The 15,783-nt window shown below is 71.7% G+C and carries 11 protein-coding genes; 2 read left to right on the forward strand and 9 right to left on the reverse strand.

The features are described from left to right. Positions 1-3: 3 nt before the first annotated feature. The 6 genes from RFN52_RS16125 to RFN52_RS16150 form a co-directional block, all read right to left on the reverse strand. On the reverse strand, positions 4-1,023 hold the full coding sequence (locus RFN52_RS16125; protein WP_184847156.1) for a nucleoside triphosphate pyrophosphohydrolase: 1,020 nt from the start codon (positions 1,021-1,023) through the stop codon (positions 4-6). A gap of 86 nt (positions 1,024-1,109) precedes the next feature. Beyond that, the gene (locus tag RFN52_RS16130) at positions 1,110-1,757 is read right to left on the reverse strand and encodes a SurA N-terminal domain-containing protein (RefSeq protein ID WP_184847158.1); all 648 of its coding nucleotides are present in this window, start codon (positions 1,755-1,757) and stop codon (positions 1,110-1,112) included. Positions 1,758-2,022: 265 nt separating this feature from the next. After that, on the reverse strand, positions 2,023-3,519 hold the full coding sequence (locus RFN52_RS16135) for a serine/threonine-protein kinase (protein WP_311241223.1): 1,497 nt from the start codon (positions 3,517-3,519) through the stop codon (positions 2,023-2,025). A gap of 38 nt (positions 3,520-3,557) precedes the next feature. After that, positions 3,558-4,187 (reverse strand): hypothetical protein, encoded by a 630-nt coding sequence (locus RFN52_RS16140; protein ID WP_184847163.1) that lies wholly within the window; start codon positions 4,185-4,187, stop codon positions 3,558-3,560. Between the two features lie 183 nt (positions 4,188-4,370). Continuing rightward, positions 4,371-5,117 carry a GNAT family N-acetyltransferase gene (locus RFN52_RS16145; protein WP_184847165.1) on the reverse strand — a complete coding sequence of 249 codons (747 nt, stop codon included), beginning with the start codon at positions 5,115-5,117 and terminating at the stop codon, positions 4,371-4,373. A gap of 307 nt (positions 5,118-5,424) precedes the next feature. Continuing rightward, positions 5,425-6,201 carry an HNH endonuclease family protein gene (locus RFN52_RS16150; RefSeq protein ID WP_311240964.1) on the reverse strand — a complete coding sequence of 259 codons (777 nt, stop codon included), beginning with the start codon at positions 6,199-6,201 and terminating at the stop codon, positions 5,425-5,427. A gap of 162 nt (positions 6,202-6,363) precedes the next feature. On the opposite strand from RFN52_RS16150, the gene RFN52_RS16155 reads away from it, so the two are divergent. Then, complete coding sequence (locus RFN52_RS16155) at positions 6,364-6,549, forward strand: antitoxin (protein ID WP_033312056.1); 186 nt, start codon at positions 6,364-6,366, stop codon at positions 6,547-6,549. Positions 6,550-6,713: 164 nt separating this feature from the next. On the opposite strand, the gene mfd is transcribed toward RFN52_RS16155, so the two are convergent. Then, the gene (mfd, locus tag RFN52_RS16160; RefSeq protein ID WP_184847167.1) at positions 6,714-10,271 is read right to left on the reverse strand and encodes a transcription-repair coupling factor; all 3,558 of its coding nucleotides are present in this window, start codon (positions 10,269-10,271) and stop codon (positions 6,714-6,716) included. A gap of 437 nt (positions 10,272-10,708) precedes the next feature. Between mfd and RFN52_RS16165 the strand changes: the two genes are divergently transcribed. Continuing rightward, positions 10,709-12,151: a DUF2079 domain-containing protein gene (locus RFN52_RS16165; protein ID WP_184847169.1), complete on the forward strand. Its 1,443-nt coding sequence runs from the start codon at positions 10,709-10,711 to the stop codon at positions 12,149-12,151. Between the two features lie 227 nt (positions 12,152-12,378). On the opposite strand, the gene RFN52_RS16170 is transcribed toward RFN52_RS16165, so the two are convergent. Then, complete coding sequence (locus RFN52_RS16170) at positions 12,379-14,958, reverse strand: ABC transporter permease (protein ID WP_184847171.1); 2,580 nt, start codon at positions 14,956-14,958, stop codon at positions 12,379-12,381. Further along, a complete protein-coding gene (locus RFN52_RS16175; protein ID WP_033312060.1) occupies positions 14,955-15,743 on the reverse strand; it encodes an ABC transporter ATP-binding protein in 789 nt (262 codons plus the stop codon). The genes RFN52_RS16170 and RFN52_RS16175 overlap by 4 nt, the downstream gene beginning before the upstream one ends. Between the last annotated feature and the right edge of the window lie 40 nt (positions 15,744-15,783).

Raw genomic sequence — 15,783 nt, forward strand, 5'->3', positions numbered from 1 at the left:
CGGTCAGCCCTCGGCATCCCTGATCGCGTCCCGGTACGCGCGGGCCGCCGCTCTCAGGGCCGCCTCCGGGTCGACGCCCTCCGACTCGGCGCGGACCGCCAGGGCCAGGAGGTCGTAGCCGATGCCCTCGACGGGTGGGAGCGGTACGTCCAGGTTCGCCGTGCGGGTGCGGGAGGCCAGCTTGGCGGCGAGGGCCAGGCCGGGCTGGCCGAGGGGTATGCCCTCGGTGACCGAGGTGCGCTGCTTCTCGACCGCCTTGGTGCGCAGCCAGTGCTCCTTGACCTCCTCGGGGGTGGTGGCCGTCTCGTCACCGAAGACGTGCGGGTGGCGGTGGATCAGCTTGGCGACGATGCCGCCGGCCACGTCGTCGATGGAGAAGGGCTCCTCGCCGTCCTCCGGGCGGCCCTCCTCGGCGATGCGGGCGTGGAAGACGACCTGGAGCAGGACGTCGCCTAGCTCCTCGCGCAGTTCGTCGCGGTCGCCCTCCTCGATCGCCTCGACCAGTTCGTACGCCTCCTCGATGCCGTACTTGGCCAGACCCTCGTGGGTCTGCCGGGAGGACCAGGGGCATTCGACGCGGATGCGGTCCATGACCTGGACGAGGTCGAGGAGCCGGGCGCCCGGGAGGTCGTAGGAGGCGGGCAGCAGCTCCAGCTCGGGCATGGCGATACGGCCGGTGCCGGCGAGGCGGGCCAGGCCGTCCGTCAGGACCGGTTCGCCCTCGCCCGTCGCCACCACGACCACCGTGTGTCCGCCGGCGCAGGCGTCGACCAGCTCCTGGGCGGTCGGGGACGCCTCGGCGACGGTGATCCCCGCTTCGCGCAGATACGGCAGCTGCGGATGGGCGCCGTCCGCGCACAGCACCCGGTCCGCCGTGTGCAGTGCCTGCCAGGCGGGCCAGGAGAGCAGACCGGGGGCGACGCGGTGGCTGGTGGTGAGCAGGACGATGCGGCCGGGGGCGGCGGCCGCGTCGGGAGCGGTCCGCTCGGGGCCCGGGGTGGCTTCGGGGCTGTTGGCGTTCACGGTTCGAAGCTATCCCACGCCGCCGACAGCACCCGAAGTTATCCACAGGGCCCACGGGCCCCGGAAGGAGGCCAGGCCCGGCGGCTCTACATGCCCTGCTGGGTCTGTGCCGTCGTGACGTCCCGGACCCACGGCGTCTTGGCGTCCGCGCGGCTGCTCTTCTGGACGTCCCAGGTGCCGTAGCGGGGGTTGAGGTCGATGTTCAGGTCCTTGGAGGCGTCGGAGAGGGCCTTCCAGAACTCGGGGCGGCCGGTGTCCGTGCCGAGCTTCTCGGCGAGCTTCTGGGCCTCCAGCTGGAGGCGGAGGTTCTCGTCGAGGCGCTGCGGAGGGATGCCGTACTGCTGGAGCCAGGTCCTCTCCAGGGCCTTGGCGCCGCCGGCCTGCTGTTCCAGGCCTGACCGCATCGCCTGGATCTCCTTGCGGGAGACGGTCACGCCGGCGTCCTCGGCGGCGCGGTGCAGCACCCGGTCCAGGACCATGGTCTGCAGGGTGTCGCGCGTGAGGGTGCCCGTTCTGGCGATGGCCTGCTGGTACTGGGCCTCGTCCTGCACGGCCGCCCGCTGGGCCGCGCGCACCTCTCCGACCCGCTCGTCGAGCTGGGAGACGGTGATGCGCTGGCCGCCCACCACGGCTGCCGCGCCGGGATGCGCCTCGTTTCCGCAGGCGGTGAGCAGGGGCGCCGCGGCGGCGATCGCGGCGGTGAGGACGAGCGCGGTGCGACGGCGGCGGTGCAAGGAGACCTCCCGAGGAGATTGTGCGACGGTGCACAAGGTCTTGCGATGATCGATGGTAGGCAGTGGCCAAGCTCTGGCCAACCCATTCGACCAACGATTCACCGGGACTTCCGGCACCGCCGCGCCTCCTGTGGCAAGGCCCGGGGGGCGGCCGCGGGGCGGTGGCGGGACGGTCACGTGGGCTGGGACGGTCGCGGGACGGTGGCGGAAAGGTCGCGGGGCAGTGGCGGGAAGGTCGTGGGGCGGAGCGGCCGCGGGGCGGTCCTCAGCCGCGGACCTGCCCCAGCCACTGCAGCGTCCTGCGGATCTCCGCGCCGAGCGGGTGCCCGGGGCCATGGGTGCGTTCGACGTCGTGCAGCAGGCGGGCCAGGGTGTCGTGGGCGGCGCCCCGGTCGCCGAGGGCGAGCAGGAGGTGCCCGATACGGCGGCGGACGTCGTGCGCGAGTTCCGGGCCGCCGGCGGCGACGTACTGGTTCTCGTAGTACGGCAGCACGGCCCGGTACTCGGCGAGCGCGGCGGCCGGTTCGCCCAGCTGTTCGAGGCACTGTGCGGCCTCGTAGCGGTAGCGCAGGGCCTGCGGGTCGGCCTGGCCCGCCTCGGCGGCGCGTTCGTCGGCGAGACGGCGCAGTTCGGGCAGGGCGCGCCGGTACTGGCCGTCGTCCAGGAGCGTGGCCGCGTACTGCTTGCGCAGGGTGCGGACGACCGGGGAGTGCGCGCCGTGCTGTTCGGCGGCGGCGGGCAGGATCGCCCCGAGGATGTCGACGGCCTGGGTGACGCGGCCTTCACCGAGGAGCCGTTTGACCTCGTCGACGGCGCGGGCGATGTCCGTCTGCCCCGGCGTCTCGGTGACGGGTGTGGCGGGAGTGGGCTGGGGCGCGGGGGTGCGCGCACGATCCGGCCAGGGGGCGTGCGGGCGCAGGAACGGGCGGGTGGGATCCAGGGCCGCTCCGGTTGGCGTCCCACGCGCGGGCAGGAGCAGTTCCAGGTGCTCGTAGACCTCCTGCGCGGAGGCGGGCCGGTGCTGCGGGTCCTTGGCGAGGAGGCGCAGGACGAGGGCCTCCAGGGCCTCGGGGACTTCGGGGCGGACCTGACGTACGGGCAGCGGGGGCTCGTACAGGTGCCGGTGCAGGACGCCGAGGGCCGTGGAGCCGGAGAAGGGCACGTCGCCGCTGAGCAGTTCGTGCAGGACCACGCCGAGCGCGTACAGGTCGGTGTAGGGGCCGACCGCGCCGCCCATGGCCTGCTCCGGGGCCATGTAGGCGGGCGAGCCGATGGGCGTGCCGGTGTGGGTGAGGCGGGTGGTGTCAGCGTCCATGACGGAGGCGACGCCGAGGTCGAGGACGGTGACCGTGCCGTCCTGCTTCACCATCACGTTGCGCGGCTTGAGGTCGCGGTGGACGATCGGCACGGCATGCACAGCGCTGAGCACGGCGCACAACTGCGCGGCGACCGCGACCGCCCACTGCCAGGGGTACGGGGTGTGCTCGGCGAGGTGACCGGCGAGGTCGGCGCCGTCGATGTACTGCATGACGAGGAACAACTCCTCGCCCTCACTGCCCGCGTCGTGCACGGTGACCAGCCCGGGGTGGTCGACCTGCGCCGTCACCCGGCACTCGCGCACGAAACGGCGGCGCAGTTCCTCCGCGTCCTGTCCGGCCACCTTGTCGGGGCGCAGCAGCTTCACCGCCACGCGCCGGTCGAGCCGCTGGTCGTACGCCGTCCACACTTGGCCCATGCCGCCCTGCCCGAGGACGGCGGACAGTTCGTAGCGCCCGGCGACGACACGTCCTGCCGCCGCGGTCACCTTCCGTCCTCGCGGCGGCCGTCCCGGTGGCCTTCGCCCTCGTGCCGGCGCAGGTAGTCGCTGAGCTCGTCGAGTTCGGCGCGGACCTGGTCGATACGGGCCGGGGCGGGGCGCTGGGGCGACGGGGGCGGCTGGGCGGGGCCCGCGACCCGGGGCGTGTCGTGCGGGGCGGGCGTGTGGGGCCCCGGGGGCTGCGGGACGGGCGTGGACGTCGGGGCGTACGGCGGCGCCTGGTGCGGATAGCCGTACGGGGTCTGCACGACGGTCGGCGAGTGCGGCGACGCGTAGCCGGTGAACCTGCGCTGCTCGCCGTGGTGGCCGATGTCCACGACGAGGAAGTAGATGGCGGCGCCCGCTCCGAGGAGGAGGATCATGGCCAGCGCGATGTCGGTCCGGTAGTCGTCCTCCGGCAGGGAGCCGATCACGGCGAAGCCCGCGATGGACAGCGGCAGACTCACCCAGGCCAGCACCCAGTCGAGGACCCGTCCGCGCAGCACGGCCACCCGGAACAGCGGTACGCAGGCCAGCACGCCGCACGTGAGGAAGCCGGCTGCTGCGAACAGTACGCGCAGGGAGATGACCGTTGCCGCGCTGCGGGGAGGCGGCGCCGCGCCGTGGCCGTACATGACTGCTCCTGGACCGGTGGCCGATGAGGACGGACGTGCGAGTGACAGACCCTGATGGGGAATCCGAGCGTATAGCCCGACACGGACAACCGGTCACGGGTTGTACCGAACCGTTGTCATGCTGATCACTTCGTGTGAACAGCCCGTCGTAGTCCCGTCGTAGGTCGTACCGTCCGTCACCCCTTACAGAGGGTGCCGCATCCACACGTTGGGCTCGACGTACACCGCGTACCCGCGCTCCACCTCGCAGCGCACGGGCACCAGGGCGCCCGGCACCTCGATGTCGCCGTCGGTGTCGAAGGGCAGGCCCGTCCAGCGGCGCCAGTGGGCGAGCGGGGCGGACACCGTCATGGACGCCGGTGCCACCGAGTCGATCGTGGCTCCGGCGCGGGCGTGGACGCGCAGCCAAGGGTCCTGGGGCAGGCCGTCGGGGCGGACGCGGTGGGCGTACTCCTCCATCGGCGTACGGGGTTCCAGGTGTTTGGCGTTGGGGCGGACCGGGGCGACGACCTCGCGGAAGCCGCGGGCCCGGGCGTTGTCGCGCATGGCCGCGAGCATCAGCGCGGACAGGCCGCGGCCCTGTGCCTGCGGGGCGATGGAGACCGAGACGGCGCTCACCGTGTCGGGCCGTACTCCTCTGCGCAGATCGGAGAAGGCCCACACCAGCATCGCGTCCCAGCCGTTGGCCGGCAGCCGGCCGCCGCGGCTCTCGGTGCCGAGGGCGACCGGCACGCTGTAGGCGTTGGCCACGACCTCGCCCTGCTCGTCCTCGGCGAACAGGACGTACTCCGGGAGTTCGGTGGCGATCCGCGGGAAGTGGGCGGCACCGACGAGGTCCTGGACCACGAACTCCGGCCAGCTGTCCGCCATCTCGACGACCCGCTCCAGCATGTCCGGGCGATCGGCGAGGCTCGATATCTTCGGCTGCATGTGATCAAGGGTAGGTACCGGGTGGACCACCCGGTACCGGATTACCGGAAGGCCCCCAACCGGATCATCAGACGGCCCGGAACCGGATTGTCGGACTTCCCGGGACCTGATTACCGGGCGGGCACGCGGTCCGCCGCCCGGTGAGGCCTGGCCCGCTGGGCGGCAACCACCATGACGGCCATGAGGAAGACGAGGACCACCGGGGCGGTGGCGCTTTACGCGAGCAGATCCGCCGAGTGCCGGCGCGATGAGTCCACTCGGCATCCGTCACTCCTCGATCCACGGCAGCCGGTCGGCCGACCGGCTCCTACCCGCCGCACTGCTTCAGCATCATGTCCTTGTCGGGCGCGGTCACGGGGAGTTCGTACTTCAGCGACACCTGGGCGAAGCGCACGGAGTAGGCGCAGCGGATCCGCTTGTTCGGGGGCAGCCAGGACGCCGGTCCTGAGTCCCCCTTCGAGCCGTTGGTCGGTCCGTCCACCGGGACGAGGTTGAGCGGGTCGTTGGCGATGGACTCCCGCTTGTCCTTCGTCCAGCGCGAGGCGCCCATCTGCCAGTCGTACGACAGCGGCATGACGTGGTCTATCTGGACCTTGATCGCATGGGACTTGGTCCACTCGATGACCTCCCCGGTGTACGGGTCGTGCAGCGTCAGCGAGGTGACGACGCAGTCCGATCCCGACCGGAAGCGCACCTCCTCCCCGTCTCGCTTCAGGAGGTCGTTCCGCGTGTCGCAGCCATTGCGGGAGAACGGGACGTCGCGCGGTGCCGAGTCCATCCAGGCGTAGCCGAACTTCTCCCGTTCGTAGCCCGTCCTGGGGCCGCGGCCCTTTGTCGCGACCTTCTCGATGAGGGCACGCGCCCGCTCCTTGTCGGCGTCGGAAGTGATCGCCGCCAGCCCCGGTTTGGTGCCGTCCGGGTTGTCCAGCGGGTTCGCGGCCCGTCCGTCGCCGGCGGCCGGGGCGCCGGAAGCGGAGGCTCCGCCGCCGTCCACGGGCGGGGCCAGGCCCTCGCAGCCGGCCAGCGCCGAACCGGTGAACACCATCGCGACAGCCAGTGCCGCCCCGCCCCTCAGACGCGTCACCGTGCGCCCCTCCTCTGTCTGCCTGTTCCGCTCCGGCACGGGCGGCCCGTGCCGGGTCCCACGGTAGCGAGGCAGAGGTTCAGACCACATCAGGCCTCACTGCGCATACTTCGCATCTCACGCGTATCGTCGGTTCTGAGTCACCTCCGGAGGGAGCTTTGCATGGGCATCTTCGACAAGTTCAAGAGCCAGGCGCGGAACAAGGGCAAGCAAGGCTCTGACACCGCGGAACAGCGGATCAACGAGAGGACCGGCGGCAAGTACGAGGACCAGGTCGACTCCGGCCAGCAGCGCGTCGAGGGCTCGCTGGGCATGGACCGCGACCGCGACCGGCCCGAACAGCAGTAAGGCCTCCGACACCAAGGTCTCCGACTTCGGGGCCGTCCGCGGAGACCTGGATGTGTCTCCTGCGGGCGGCTTCCCGTGTCCGGATCCGGCAACGCCCGTCCGGTAGCGCCTTGCACGGCCTCGGCGTGAGCACCGCCGGGCCCCCTGATTTCAGCCCCCCGGCGTCAGGACCCCAGCACCGACGTCAGGAACTCCCCCACCCACGCCAGCAGTTCCCGGCCGACCAGGGGCTTTCCGCCGACCTTCGCCGTCTTCGGGCGCGGCACCAGCACTTGGTGCACCGCCGGTTTGAGGACGACCCCGGGGTACAGCCGCTTGACCCGCAGCTCCTGCGACTCGCGCAACTCCACCGGCGCGAACCGGATGTTGTTGCCCTGCAGCACGATCTCGCCGACGCCGCACGCACGCGCGAACATGCGCAGGCCCGCGACGAGCAGCAGGTTCTCCACCGGTTCGGGCAGCTTGCCGTAGCGGTCGACGAGTTCCTCGCGGACCGCCTTGATGTCCTCCTCGCTGTTGGCGGAGGCGATGGCGCGGTAGGCCTGGAGGCGGAGGCGCTCGCCGGGGGCGTAGTCGTGTGGGACGTGCGCGTCGACGGGCAGCTCGATCTTGACCTCGAGCGGCGGCTCCTCCTCGATCTCGCCGGTCTCCAGCTGGCGCCGGTAGTCCGCGACGGCCTCGCCGACCATCCGCACGTACAGGTCGAAGCCGACGCCCGCGATGTGTCCGGACTGCTCGCCGCCGAGGAGGTTGCCCGCGCCGCGGATCTCCAGGTCCTTCATGGCCACGTACATACCGGCGCCCATCTCCGTGTGCTGGGCGATGGTCGCGAGCCGCTCGTGCGCGGTCTCGGTCAGGGGCTTCTCCGGCGGGTACAGGAAGTACGCGTAGCCGCGCTCGCGACCACGGCCCACCCGGCCACGCAGCTGGTGGAGCTGGCTGAGGCCGAAGTTGTCGCCGCGCTCCACGATCAGGGTGTTGGCGTTGGAGATGTCGATGCCGGACTCCACGATCGTCGTGGACACCAGCACGTCGAACTTCTTCTCCCAGAAGTCGACGACGACCTGCTCCAGCGCCGACTCCGACATCTGCCCGTGCGCGGTGGCGATGCGCGCCTCGGGCACGATCTCGCGCAGCCGGGCCGCCGCGCGGTCGATGGACTCGACCCGGTTGTGGATGTAGAAGACCTGGCCCTCGCGCAGCAGTTCGCGGCGGATGGCGGCGCCGATCTGCTTCTCCTCGTAGGGGCCGACGAAGGTGAGCACCGGGTGGCGCTCCTCCGGCGGGGTGGTGATCGTCGACATCTCGCGGATGCCGGTGACCGCCATCTCCAGCGTCCTGGGGATCGGGGTCGCGGACATCGTCAGCACGTCGACGTTGGCCCGGAGCTTCTTCAGCTGCTCCTTGTGCTCGACGCCGAAGCGCTGCTCCTCGTCGACGATGACCAGGCCCAGGTCCTTGAACTTCGTCTCGGACGAGAACAGCCGGTGGGTGCCGATGACGATGTCGACCGAGCCCTCGCGCAGGCCCTCCAGGACGGCCTTGGCCTCGGTGTCGGTCTGGAAGCGGGACAGGGCCTTCACGTTGACGGGGAACTGCGCGTACCGCTCGCTGAACGTCCCGAAGTGCTGCTGGACCAGCAGGGTCGTGGGGACCAGGACGGCCACCTGCTTGCCGTCCTGGACGGCCTTGAAGGCGGCCCGGACCGCGATCTCGGTCTTGCCGTAGCCGACGTCGCCGCAGATCAGGCGGTCCATCGGGACCGTCTTCTCCATGTCCTCCTTGACCTCGGCGATGGTGGTGAGCTGGTCGGGCGTCTCCGCGTAGGGGAAGGCGTCCTCCAGTTCGCGCTGCCAGGGGGTGTCCGCCCCGAAGGCGTGCCCGGGGGCGGCCATGCGCGCGCTGTACAGCTTGATGAGGTCGGCCGCGATCTCCTTGACGGCCTTCTTCGCGCGGGCCTTCGTCTTCGTCCAGTCGGCGCCGCCGAGGCGGTGCAGGGTGGGGGCCTCGCCGCCGACGTACTTGGTGATCTGCTCCAGCTGGTCGGTGGGGATGTAGAGGCGGTCGCCGGGCTGGCCGCGCTTGGCGGGGGCGTACTCGACGACCAGGTACTCGCGGGTGGCGCCCTGCACGGTGCGCTGCACCATCTCGATGTAGCGGCCCACGCCGTGCTGCTCGTGGACGATGTAGTCGCCCGGCTCCAGGGTGAGCGGGTCGATGGTCTTGCGGCGGCGGGCCGGCATGCGGGCGCCCTCGCGGCCGGAAGCCTTCTGGCCCGACAGGTCCGTCTCGGTGAGGACGGCGAGTCTGAGGGTGTCGTCGACGAAGCCGTGCTCGATCGAGCCGCATGCCACGTGCACGACGGAGGGGGAGATCTCGGCGAGGTCCCCGTCCAGGCGGGCGGCGATGCCCTCGCTCCCCAGCACCTCGACCGTGCGGGCCGCAGGGCCGTGGCCCTCGGTGACGAACACCGCGCGCCAGCCGTCGGCGAGCCAGCCCTTGGTGTCGGCGAGCGCCTTGGCGGTGTCGCCGCGGTAGGTCTCCGGGGCGTGCATGCCGAACTTGAGGGTGTCCCCGTCGCCCGCCGCGTCAGCGGCAAAGGTGAGCGTCTCGTCGGCGGCGAACGGCGACACCGACCACCACATCATGTCCAGCTGACGGGCGCGGTCCCGGACATCCGCGATGGACCACAGGGAGGCCGCGCCGACGTCGATGGGCGCCTCGCCGCCCCCGGCGGTGGCGGCCCAGGATGCCTGGAGGAACTCCTGTGAGGTGGCCACGAGGTCCGATGCGCGCGTGCGGACCCGCTCCGGGTCGCACACGACGGCCATGGCGCCCTTGGGCAGCACGTCGAGCAGCAGCTCCATGTCGTCGACGAGGACCGGCGCGAGGGACTCCATGCCCTCGACGGCGATGCCCTCGGCGATCTTGCCGAGCAGTTCGCCGAGCTCGGGGTGCTGTTCGGCGAGGGCGGCCGCGCGCGTGCGGACGTCCTCGGTGAGCAGTAGCTCGCGGCACGGCGGTGCCCACAGGCCGTGCTCGGCGACTTCGAGGGAGCGCTGGTCGGCGACCTTGAAGTAGCGGATCTCCTCGACGTCGTCGCCCCAGAACTCGACGCGCAGGGGGTGTTCCTCGGTGGGCGGGAACACGTCGAGGATGCCGCCGCGTACGGCGAACTCGCCGCGCTTCTCGACGAGCTCCACGCGCGCGTAGGCGGCTGCGGCGAGGGCTTCGACGATCTCGTTGAGGTCGGTGGTCTGCCCCGTTCTCAGGGAGACCGGTTCCAGGTCGCCGAGGCCCTTGACCTGCGGCTGGAGCACGGACCGAACGGGCGCGACGACGACGGAGACCGGGCCGGTCTCGGGGTCGTCGGGGCGGGGGTGGGCGAGGCGGCGCAGCACGGCCAGGCGGCGGCCGACGGTGTCGCTGCGGGGGCTGAGCCGCTCGTGCGGGAGTGTCTCCCAGGACGGGTACTCCACGACCTCCTCGGCCGGCAGGAGGGAGCGCAGGGCCGCGGCCAGGTCCTCCGCCTCACGGCCCGTCGCCGTGACCGCCAGCACCGGGCGGCCCGTCTCACGGGCCAGGGCGGCGACTGCGAAGGGGCGGGCCGCAGGGGGGCCGACCATGTCGACGTGCATGCGGTTGCCGTCTGCGGCCGCCCTGATCGCTTCCGCGAGGGCGGCGTCCTTGACTACGGCGTCGAGCAGACCGTGCAGGCTCATTCGGGGCTTTCCGTCCAGGGGGGTGGGCAGGTCGACGGGCGGGGGCGGGCATGTCGAGGGCAGGGGGTGGGCAAGACGACGGGCCTGACGCGCGCCGCGGGCCGGGGGGTCTCCAGCGTACGACGATGCGCGCCCGCGCGGCGGGCCTGTGGATAACGCCCGTTCTCCCCGGGGCGAACACCGTCGCTGTCCGGCGCGGCTCCGGGAGGGCGCGCCGACCGGGAAGCCCCGCTCCCGGCCCACGGCCCCACGGCCCCCGGCTCCCGGCCCACGGCCCCGGGCCCATGGCTCCCGGCTCCCGGCCCCAACGGCACGCCGGCGGCCAAGTGGGGATTCGGCCGCCCAACCTTCACAACATCATCCCCACCCGTTGTTTTCGCCCCGGCATGATCGGTCGGACGCCCTTCAGGCCGTTCATCGCACCCCTAAGGCACGGCATGCCTGCCCCCACCGTCCAGGTCTCCCAGCCCCGCATACCGTCGCCGGTCGCCCGCCCCCGGGGCGACCGGCACCCCGGCCACGCGCGAGGTGAGCCCTGGGCCCTCGCGGCGGTCCTCTTCGCCGCCTACACGGTCGTCTCCGTCGGCCGCTACCGGCACATGGCGACCCTCTCCTGGGACCTCGGCATCTTCGAGCAGGTCGTGCGCTCCTACGCACGGCTGCGGGCGCCGGTGGCCGACCTCAAGGGGCCGGGGTTCGACATCCTCGGGGACCACTTCAGCCCGGTGACCGCCCTGCTCGCGCCGTTGTACCGGCTCTTCCCCTCGCCGGTCACGCTGCTGGTCGCGCAGGCCGCGCTCTTCGCGCTGTCCGCCGTGCCGGTGACCCGGGCCGCCTCCCGGCTCCTGGGCCGACGACAGGGGCTCGCGCTCGGTCTCGCGTACGGGCTGTCGTGGGGCGTCCAGCGCGCCGTCGACTTCGACTTCCACGAGATCTGCTTCGCCGTCCCGCTGATCGCCTTCTCCCTGGAGGCCCTCCTCGCGCGGCGCCCGCGCGCGGCCCTGGGGTGGGCGCTGCCCCTGGTGCTGGTGAAGGAGGACCTGGGGCTGACGCTGACCGCGATCGCGCTCGTCGTCGCCTGGCGGACGCGCGGTTCGTCTCCGCGGACGGTCCGGTACGCGCTCGGTGCGGCGGTGTTCGGCGTTGCGGCGACCGTGCTCGTCCTGACGGTGGTCGTCCCGGCGTTCAACACCTCGGGCGGCTACGACTACTGGAACAAGGTCAGCGGTGCGGGCAGTCCCTTCGACGGTGCCGGCAGCAAGCTGCGCACGCTCGCCTGGCTGCTGATCCCGACCTCGGGCCTGCTCGCCCTGCGCTCCCCGCTGCTGCTGGTCGCGCTGCCGACGCTCGGCTGGCGGTTCCTCTCCGGCGACGAGCACTACTGGGGCACCGACTGGCACTACAGCGCGGTCCTGATGCCGGTCGTCTTCCTCGCCCTCGCCGACGCACTCCCGGCCGTTCGCCGCGGCACGCGCGCGTGGCTGCGTTCCTACGCCGCTCACCTGCCGGCCGCCGTCGCCGCGGCGGCACTGGCGCTCACCACGTCCCTGCCGCTGGCGCAGCTCACCGAGGCCGAGGTCTATCGCACGCCGGCCGCGGTGTCCGACGTGGAACGGCTGCTGGCGCGGATTCCCGACGACGCCACGGTCGAGGCCAACATCGGCCCGATCAGCCGCCTCACCGCACGCTGCCGGGTCTTCTGGCTCGGCGACACCCGGGGCGTCCTCCCCGAGTACATCGCCCTGGAGAACATCGACGGCAGGTACCGCGACCCCGTGGGCTACGCCCGGACCCTGCACCCCCTCGCCGAGTACGCGGTCGCGGGCGAGGCGGCCGGCTACGTGGTTCTGGAACGCCGTACGGCGACGGCCGGGGTCTGACGCGCCGGGGGCGTCGCATCCGCCTCGGAGCGGGCCGGGCCCGCTGCCCGGGGAGCGGCCGGGCCCCCTGCCGCGGAGCGTCCCGGCCCCCTGAGCGATCCGCCGGTGCGGCCCGAAGCGCACGCGCCCCGTCCGGCAAGCCGTCGGGCCCGCCCCGGAGGCGGAAGACCTCCGGGGCGGGCCCGTCCCCCGCAACCCCCGTGTGCGGTGGTCTCGGGCGGCTCCGGCTACTCGGTGGCGATCGCGTTGAGGACGTTCATCCGGCCTGCCCGGAACGCCGGGATCAGGGCGGCGAACAGGCCCACGAACGCCGAGCCGATGAAGACGCCGATGATCGTCGGCCAGGGGATGTCCAGGACCCCGAGGCCCTCCAGGGCGAGCAGTTGCTGTGCCGTGGCGCCCCAGCCCATGCCAAGTCCGAGGCCCAGCAGGGCACCGAAGAGGGCGATGACGACCGACTCCATGCGGATCATGCGGCGCAGCTGGCGGCGCGAGAGGCCGATGGCCCGCATCAGGCCGATCTCCCGGGTGCGCTCCACCACCGACAGGGCCAGGGTGTTCACCACGCCCAGGATGGCGACGATGATCGCCAGGGCCAGCAGGCCGTAGATCATGTTGAGCAGCTGGCCGATCTGGTCCTTCAGGGCGTCCTTGTAGTCGGTCTGGTCGCGCACGATGTACTGCGGGTAGTCGTGCAGCGCCGACTTCAGGGACTTGTAGGCGGCGTCCTGCTGCCCTTCCTTGGCGCTGGCGAAGACCAGCGCGTCCAGCGGCATCTTGTCGGCCGGGACGTACTTGGCCATCGTCGCGATGGAGGTGTACATCGCGCCCGCGTCGATCACGACGTCGCTGCTGGTGATCGCCCGGACCGTCAGGTCGGCCGTGGAGCCGTCCCTGAAGGCGACCTTGATCTTGGACCCGAGGGTGATGCCGTGGTCCTCGGCGAACTTCTCGTGGACCGACATCGAGTCGGGCTTGTAGGCGTCGGGGAGCTTGCCGGCGACGGTTTCGGTGCGCAGGTCGGTCGCGTACGACGGGTCGGCCGCGGTGATCGACGTGTCCTTGAGCGTCTTGCCGTCGGGGGTGGTGAAGTCGGCCTTGCCCAGCTTGTACTCGGTGACCCGCTCGACGTCCGGCGCCGACTTGGCGGCCTTGACGGCCTGCGGGGTGATCAGCTGGCCGCGGTCGGACTGGATGATGAAGTCCGTGCCGACGGTCTTGTCGAGCTGGTCGGTGGCGGACGCCACCATGGAGGAGCCGACCACGGACAGGCACGCCACCAGGGCGAGGCCGATCATCAACGCGGCGCCGGTCGCGCCGGTGCGGCGCGGGTTGCGCAGGGCGTTGCGCTCGGCCATGCGGCCGACGGGGCCGAACATGCGCAGCAGCACGGCGCCCAGGACACGCACCACGGCGCCGGCGAGCAGCGGGCCGATGACGACGAAGCCGATCAGCGACAGCACGATGCCGAGGCCGAGCCACATGGAGCCGTCCTTGGCCTTGTCGGCCTCCGCGGCGAGGTAGAGGGCGAGGCCGCCGGTCCCGGTGAGGACCGTGCCGATCGCGGCGCGGATCCAGCCTGCCTTGGCGTCCGCGGGGGCTCCCGCGTCGCGCAGGGCGGCCATCGGGGAGATCTTGCCGGCGCGCCGGGCAGGCAGGTAGGCGGCCAGGACGGTGACGATCACGCCGAGGACGAGGCCGACCACGGGGGTCGTCCAGGCCACCGTGAGGTCGTCGGTGGACAGTTCCATGCCGATCTGGCCCATGAGCTTCATCAGGCCGACGGCGAGGCCGACGCCCGCGCCGACGCCGAGCACCGAGCCGACGACGCCGAGCAGCAGCGCCTCGGCCAGCACGGAGCGGTTGACCTGCTTGCGGGAGGAGCCGATGGCCCGCATCAGGCCGATCTCCCGGGTGCGCTGGGCGACCAGCATGGAGAAGGTGTTGATGATCAGGAAGATGCCGACGAGGAAGGCGATCCCGGCGAAGCCGAGCATCGCGTACTTCATGACGTTCATGAAGCCCTCGACGTCCTTCTGGTTGGCGTCGGCGGTCTCCTTGGCCGTCTTCACCTGGAAGCCGCCGCCGAGTTCGGCGGTGACGTTCTTCTTCAGCTGTGCGTCGCTGACGCCTGCGGCCGCGGTGACGTTGACGTTGGTGTAGACGTCGCTCTCACCGACCAGGGTCTGCTGTGCGGTCTTGGTGTCGACGTAGAAGATCGCGGCGCCGGGGTTGGTCACGGTGAAGTCGGCGATGCCGGAGATCTTCGCCTTGTGGGTGCCGATGGTGCTGATCACGCCGATCTCGTCGCCGAGCTTCAGGTCGTGCTTGTCGGCGGTGTCGGCGTCGACCATGATCTGGCCGGCGCCCCGGGGGGCCGCACCGGCGGTGATCTTCATGGTGCGGGCCTCGTTGGCGTTCCAGCTGCCGACGATGGTCGGGGCGCCGCTGGAGGGCGACAGGTTGTCCTTGTCGGCGTCGACGACCGTCACCGAGGTGGAGAACACCGCGCCCTCGGCGGACTTCACGCCCTGCGCCTTGCGGACCTCGGCGAGCACGGAGGCCGGCATGACCGGCGGCTTGCCGTTGTCCGCGGTCGTCTCGCCGCTGTCGGAGGCGCCCTTGGCGCTCACCGTCACGTCGGAGGAGGTGGCCGCGAAGAGCTTGTCGAACGTGGTCGACATGGTGTCGGTGAAGACGAGCGTGCCGCAGACGAAGGCGACCGACAGCAGGACGGCGATCGCGGAGAGCGCCATTCGCCCCTTGTGCGCGAGGAAGTTGCGCATCGAGGTCTTCATGACGGTCATGACGTGCGCCCCCGGGCGTCGAAGTCCTTCATGCGGTCGAGGACGGCCTCCGCGGTCGGCTTGAACATCTCGTCGACGATGCGGCCGTCGGCGAGATACAGCACCCGGTCCGCGTAACTGGCGGCCACCGGGTCGTGGGTGACCATCACGATGGTCTGGCCCAGCTCGTCGACGGACCGGCGCAGGAAGCCGAGGACCTCGGCGCCGGCGCGCGAGTCGAGGTTTCCGGTCGGCTCGTCCCCGAAGATGATCTCGGGCCGGGCGGCGAGCGCCCGCGCCACGGCGACGCGCTGCTGCTGGCCGCCGGAGAGCTGGGTGGGCCGGTGCTTGAGACGGTCGGCGAGCCCGACGGTCTCCACGACCCGCGTCAGCCACTCCTTGTCGGGCTTGCGGCCGGCGATGTCCATGGGCAGGGTGATGTTCTCGATCGCGTTCAGCGTCGGCAGCAGGTTGAACGCCTGGAAGATGAACCCGATCCGGTCCCGGCGCAGCCGCGTGAGCTTCTTGTCCTTCAGACCGGTGATCTCGGTCTCGTCGAGGTAGATCTGGCCGCCCGTCACGGTGTCGAGTCCGGCGAGGCAGTGCATGAGGGTGGACTTGCCGGATCCCGAGGGACCCATGATCGCGGTGAACTGGCCGCGTGCGATGTCCACGTCGACGTGGTCGAGGGCGACGACGCGGGTCTCACCGGATCCGTACGCCTTCACGACCTGCCGCGCCCGCGCGGCAACGGCCGTACGCCCTCCAGTACCCCCGTGCCTGGGAATGGTCACAGCCGAAGTCACGGTATGTCTCCTATATCGGTCAGCAGATGGTGAAGGCGGT

The sequence above is a fragment of the Streptomyces collinus genome, assembly GCF_031348265.1.
GTDB lineage: Bacteria > Actinomycetota > Actinomycetes > Streptomycetales > Streptomycetaceae > Streptomyces > Streptomyces collinus.